Source organism: Nonomuraea sp. NPDC049141 (assembly GCF_040648415.1).
Taxonomy (GTDB): domain Bacteria; phylum Actinomycetota; class Actinomycetes; order Streptosporangiales; family Streptosporangiaceae; genus Nonomuraea.
Genome location: NZ_JBEZDR010000076.1, coordinates 1 through 4,676 on the forward strand (window position 1 = coordinate 1; position 4,676 = coordinate 4,676).

Here is a 4,676-nt window from a genome sequence, read left to right on the forward strand (position 1 = left end):
GGTCGTCGGGCGGTGTTGTTCACGGGTCAGGGTTCGCAGCGCGCGGGTATGGGTCGGGAGTTGTACGAGGCGTTCCCGGTGTTCGCGTCGTCCTTTGACGCGGTGTGTGGCCAGTTCGATGGTTTGTTGCCGCGCCCGTTGCGGGAGGTGGTGTTCGCGGAGGCGGGCAGTGCCGAGGCCGTTCTGGTGGATCAGACGGTCTTCGCGCAGGCGGGGTTGTTCGCGGTGGAGGTGGCGTTGTGGGAGTTGTTGGCGTCGTGGGGTGTGCGGGCGGATTTCCTGGCGGGTCATTCGATCGGTGAGGTGACGGCCGCGTACGTGGCGGGGATGCTTTCCCTCGCTGATGCGTGTGTGTTGGTGGCGGCGCGGGGTCGTCTGATGCAGGCGTTGCCGGCTGGTGGCGTGATGGCGGCGGTGGGTGCGTCGGAGGAGGCTGTCGCTGAGCTGATCGGTGTGACCGGTGCTGCGGTGGACGTGGCGGCCGTGAACGGGCCGGCGTCGGTGGTGGTGTCGGGTGCCGCCGACGAGGTTGCGGTGGTGGTGGGGACTTCTCGCGAGCGGGGTTGGCGGGTCAAGGAACTCTCGGTCAGTCACGCGTTCCATTCGCGGTTGATGGATCCGATGTTGGATGAGTTCGCGTCGGTGGTGGCGGGGTTGTCGTGGCAGTCGCCGCGGGTGCCGGTGGTGTCGAACGTGACCGGCGCGGTCGCGGAGCCGCTGGAGTTGGTTGACCCCGCCTACTGGGTGCGGCACGTGCGGCAGGCGGTGCGGTTCGCCGACGGGGTGGCGGCTCTGCGGGAGCAGGGCGTCGACACGTTCCTGGAGGTGGGTCCGGATGCGACGTTGACGGCGATGGTGGCGGAGATCGTCGGGGACGCGGGTGTGCGGCGGGTTGCGGTGTCGCGGCGGGATCAGCCGGAGGTCGGGGCGCTGACGTCTGCGCTGGGGCAGTTGTGGGTGGCGGGTGTGCCGGTGGACTGGGCGGCGTACCACGGCCAGACCGGTGCCCGGCCGCGCGTGGTCGACCTGCCCACGTACGCCTTCGAGCACACCTGGTATTGGCCGGAGCCCGCGCCCGCTGACCGCCGGGACGCGCACGACGACGCCCTCGACGGGCGGTTCTGGGCGGCCGTGGAGTCCGGCGACCCCGACCTGGTCGGCGGCGAACTGGGCGTCGGCGCGGACGAGCCGTTCAGCGCGGTCCTGCCGAAGCTCGCGCAGTGGCGGCGGGCCGCCCAGCAGCGGTCGGTCGTGGATTCCTGGCGGTACCGGGTGGTGTGGCGACGCCAGGACACGACCGGGGACGAGAACCTGACCGGCACCTGGTTGGTGCTGATGCTTCCCGGCCAGGAGGACCACCCGTTGCTGGCCGGGCTGGCGGAGCGGGGCGCCGAGGTGGTCCCGGTGGTGCTGGACGTGCTGGAGCGCGACGAGATCGCGCGCCGGCTGGCCGGCGCGGCGGAGAACCGGGAGCCGGTCGCCGGACTGATCTCGCTGATGTCGTTGGCCGGTGCGGGCGTCGTGGAGGCGCTGGCCGTGGCGCAGGCGCTGGCGGTCACCGAGGTCCAGGGGCGGATGTGGTGGCTGACCCGGGGAGCGGTCTCCGTGGACGGCTCCGAGCCCCTGACCGACCTGACCGCGGGTGCTGCGGTGTGGGGTTTGGGTCGGGTGGTGGGTTTGGAGGTGCCGTTGCGGTGGGGTGGTTTGGTGGATTTGCCGGTGTTGTTGGGTGGGGGTGTGTGGGGTCGTTTGTGTGGGGTGTTGTCGTCGTCTGGTGGTGAGGATCAGGTGGCGTTGCGGTCGTCGGGTGTGTTTGTGCGGCGGTTGGTGCGTGCGGGTTCTTCGGCGGGTGTTGGTGGGGTTGGTTTCCGGTTGTCGGGGACGGTGTTGGTGACGGGTGGTACGGGGGCGTTGGGTGCGCGGGTGGCGGTGTGGGCGGCGGGTGTGGGTGCGGAGCATGTGGTGTTGGTGAGTCGGCGTGGTGGTGGTGCGCCGGGTGTGGGGGAGTTGGTGGGGCGGTTGGAGGGTTTGGGTGTGCGGGTCTCGGTGGTGGCGTGTGATGTGGCGGATCGTGGTGCGGTGGCGGGGTTGTTGGGGGATTTGGTGGGTGCGGGTGAGCGGTTGCGGGCGGTGGTGCATGCGGCGGGTGCGGCGCAGTTGACGTCGTTGGGTGAGGTGGGTGTGGGTGAGGTGGAGGAGGTGTTGCGGGCGAAGGTTGGTGGTGCGGTGGTGTTGGATGAGTTGACGGCTGGTTTGGATTTGGATGCGTTTGTGGTGTTTTCGTCGATTGCGGGGGTGTGGGGTTCGGCGGGTCAGGTGGGGTATGCGGCGGCGAATGCGTTTTTGGATGGGTTGGTGGTGTCGCGGCGTGGGCGTGGGTTGGTGGGGACGTCGGTGGCGTGGGGGCCGTGGGCTGAGGCGGGTATGGCGGTGGGGGTGGCGGGTGAGCAGTTGAGTCGGCGTGGGTTGCCGGGGATGGTGCCGGAGTTGGCGGTGGTGGCGTTGCAGGGGGTGTTGGAGGGTGGTGAGTCTGATGTGGTGGTGGCGGATGTGCGGTGGGATCGGTTTGTGCCGTCGTTCACGGCGTTGCGGCCGTCCCGCCTGTTCACCGAAATCCCCGAAGCCCAGTCGGCGATCGAGGCGGCGGCCCGCGCGGAAACCGCTCCCACCGATCAGGCCTCCGCGCTCCGCCAGCGGCTTGCGGCCCTGACGCCGACGGAGGTCGAGGCGTCCCTCCTGGACCTCGTACGCTCCCAGGTCGCCTCGGTGCTCGGGCACGCCACCGTCGAGGCGGTGGCCCCCGACCGGGCGTTCCAGCGCCTCGGCTTCGACTCGCTCACCGCCGTCGAGCTGCGCAACCGGCTGACCGCCGAGACGGGCCTCGCCCTGCCCTCCACCCTCGTCTTCGACCACCCGACGCCGGCCGCCCTCGTCGCCTTCATCCGGGAGGCGGTGCTCGGCGCACCGGGTGACGCGCCGGCCGAGCGCCGGATCACCGCCGTGGACGACGACCCGATAGTGATCGTCGGGATGGGCTGCCGCCTTCCGGGCGGCGTCGCATCGCCGGACGAACTGTGGCAACTGCTCTGCGCCGAGGGCGACGGCATCTCCGAGTTCCCCCTCGACCGGGGCTGGGACGGCTTCCTCAACGACGGCCTCTCCGACACGTCCTTCGTCCGCAGGGGTGGCTTCGTCTACGACGCCGGTGAGTTCGACGCCGCGTTCTTCGGCATCTCGCCGCGCGAGGCCCTCGCCATGGACCCGCAGCAGCGGCTGCTGCTGGAGACCTCGTGGGAGGCCTTCGAGTCGGCCGGCATCGACCCCACCAGCCTGAGGGGCGGCGCCGTCGGCGTCTTCGCCGGCGCGAGCTTCCAGGGGTACGCCAGCGGTTCGGTGGGTCGCGCCCAGGAGGTCGGCGGACACCTGCTCACCGGCAACGCCACGAGCGTGCTGTCGGGTCGGGTGGCGTACTCGTTCGGGTTCGAGGGGCCGGCGGTGACGGTGGACACGGCGTGTTCGTCGTCGCTGGTGGCGCTGCACCTGGCGGCGCAGGCGCTGCGGTCCGGCGAGTGCGACCTCGCCCTGGCCGGCGGCGTGACGGTGATGGCCACCCCGGGCGCCTTCATCGAGTTCTCCCGCCAGGGCGGGCTGTCGGCGGACGGCCGCTGCAAGGCATTCGCCGAGTCGGCGGACGGCACCGCGTGGGGCGAGGGCGTCGGCGTCCTCGTCGTACAGCGGCTGTCGGACGCGCAGCGTGACGGCCGTCGGATCCTGGCGGTGGTGCGGGGCACGGCGGTGAACCAGGACGGCGCGTCGAACGGGTTGACGGCGCCGAACGGTCCGTCGCAGCAGCGGGTGATCCGGCAGGCCCTCGCGAATGCCGGGTTGGGTGTCGCCGACGTGGACGTGGTGGAGGCGCACGGTACGGGCACGACGCTGGGTGATCCGATCGAGGCGCAGGCCCTGTTGGCGACGTATGGGCAGGGTCGGGATGTGCCGTTGTTGTTGGGGTCGGTGAAGTCGAACATCGGTCACACGCAGGCGGCTGCCGGGGTGGCGGGCATCATCAAGATGATCTTGGCGATGCGGCACGGGGTGGTGCCGGCGACCCTGCACGTGGACGCGCCGTCGTCGCACGTGGACTGGTCGTCCGGTGCGGTGGAGCTGGTGACCGAGTCCCGGCAGTGGCCGGGTGCTGGCCGTCCCCGGCGGGCGGGTGTGTCGTCGTTCGGCATCTCCGGGACCAACGCGCACGTGATCATCGAGCAGCCGGAGCCGGCTCTTGTGGCGCTGCCGGCTGGCGAGCCTGCCCCGGCGTCGTCCGGGGGCGCGGTCGGGTTGCCGGTGCCGTGGGTGGTGTCGGGCCGTTCGGAGCGTGCTCTGGTGGGTCAGGCCGGGCGGTTGGCGTCGTTCGTGCGTGGTCGTGGTCTGTCGCCGGTGGATGTGTCGTGGTCGTTGGTGACGTCGCGGGCGGCGTTGGAGCATCGTGCGGTGGTGTGGGGTTCGTCGGTGGACGAGTTGGTGGCTGGTCTGTCGGCGGTGGTCGAGGGTCGGCCGGCGGTGTCGGGTGTGGTGTCGGCGGGTCGTCGGGCGGTGTTGTTCACGGGTCAGGGTTCGCAGCGCGCGGGTATGGGTCGGGAGTTGTACGACGCGTTCCCGGTGTTCGCGTCGTCCTT

General features: G+C 71.0%; 1 protein-coding gene. It reads left to right on the forward strand.

Annotation, left to right across the window (positions count from 1 at the left end; translation table 11 throughout):
• Positions 1–48: 48 nt before the first annotated feature.
• Positions 49–4,676 (forward strand): SDR family NAD(P)-dependent oxidoreductase (locus tag AB0B91_RS64170; RefSeq protein ID WP_358342819.1); only part of this gene is annotated, 4,628 nt, incomplete at its 3' end.